General features: G+C 63.5%; 1 protein-coding gene. It reads right to left on the reverse strand.

The window, feature by feature from the left end:
• Nucleotides 1-1,462 (reverse strand): hypothetical protein (locus tag HB675_RS25665; protein WP_213881964.1); only part of this gene is annotated, 1,462 nt, incomplete at both ends.

Raw genomic sequence — 1,462 nt, forward strand, 5'->3', positions numbered from 1 at the left:
CAGTACTGCTGATCAGCCCATTGTTGATCACGCTGCCCTTGATCAGCACGCCATCGGCCGACACGCCGGTGGTGGTGGCGCTGATGACGCCAGAGCTGAGGTTGGCCAGGTCACCCACCAGCGTCGTTTGACCGCGCGAGCCCATCTGATCGGCGGCATTGACCAGGCTGATGCCGGTGGCGCCGGAGATGCTGCCGCTGTTGACCAGGCTGCCGGCAATGGACACGTCGTTGATGCTGATGCCGGTGGCGACGGCGGCGATGGTGCCGGCGTTCTGCACGTTGCCGCTGATCTCCGAGCTGCTGATGCTGAGGGCATCAGCCGGCCCCGACAGCGTGCCGGTGTTGAGCACATTGCCGCTGATCAGGCTGGCGTCCAGCACCGTTCCACCCACCGACGTGAAGCTGCCGACCTGGCCTGAGTTGACGATGTCGCCAAAGTCGCTGACGTTCGTCAGGTTCAGACCATTGGCGATCACACCGCTGTTGGTCAGGCCACCGCTGGCCAGCGTCGAGCTGTGCAGCAGCAGGCTGGCACCGATGGTGCCGCTGTTGGTCACGCCGTTGCCGATCAGCGAGGCATCCACGTAAATGGCGGTGCCGCTGGCCAGGGTCCCGCTGTTGACCAGCGCGCCGCCGATGGTGCTGCCATTGACCCAGATGCCGTAGAAACCGTCCGAGCTGATGGCCCCGGCGTTGATCAGGTCGCCGGTCAGCCGTGACTGCTGTACGTTCAGCCCCACCGAACCACTGACCGAGCCACTGTTGTACAAACTGCCGTCGACGGTACTGCCCAGCAACGACAACCCATAGCCGCCCCGGGACGAGCTGAGCGTGCCGGTATTGACGATGTCGCCACCCAAGGTGCTGTTGTCGATTGCCAACGCGGTCTGGCGGTACACCTGGGCCTGGCCGTTGGAGTAGAAGACCCCGTTGAGGGTCCCGCTGTTGACCAGGCCGCCGCCCAGCGTGGTGGAATCGAGCGCCACGCCGTCCACGTAGCCGCTGTTGTTGAACTGCCCGGTGATCTGGCTGCCGGTGATACTCACGCCCAGCAGCCCGACCCGCGAGATGGTGCCGCTGTTACTGAGGTCGCCGTTGACCGTGCTGTTGTTGATATTCAGGTCGTACAACCCGCCGCCCATGGAGCCGGTGTTGGTGAACCCGCCAATCGTGCTGTTGTTGATGACGTTGTCGGAGATACCGTCGATGGTGCCATTGTTGATCACACCACCGGCCACGCTGCTGCTCAGCAACTGGATGGCAGCATTGACCGACCCCTGGGCAGTGTTGATTAGTTGGCCGGTGACCGTGGAGTGGTCCAACGCAATACTGGTGAGCCCCTGCATGTCGCCATTGTTGACGATGTCGCCGTTGACCTGGCTGCCGGTGACGCTCAGGTCGGTTGCACCATTGACCTGCCCGTCATTGAGGATCCCGCCCAGGGTGCTGTTGGTGACACG

The organism is Pseudomonas sp. dw_358 (assembly GCF_018449655.1).
Lineage (GTDB): Bacteria > Pseudomonadota > Gammaproteobacteria > Pseudomonadales > Pseudomonadaceae > Aquipseudomonas.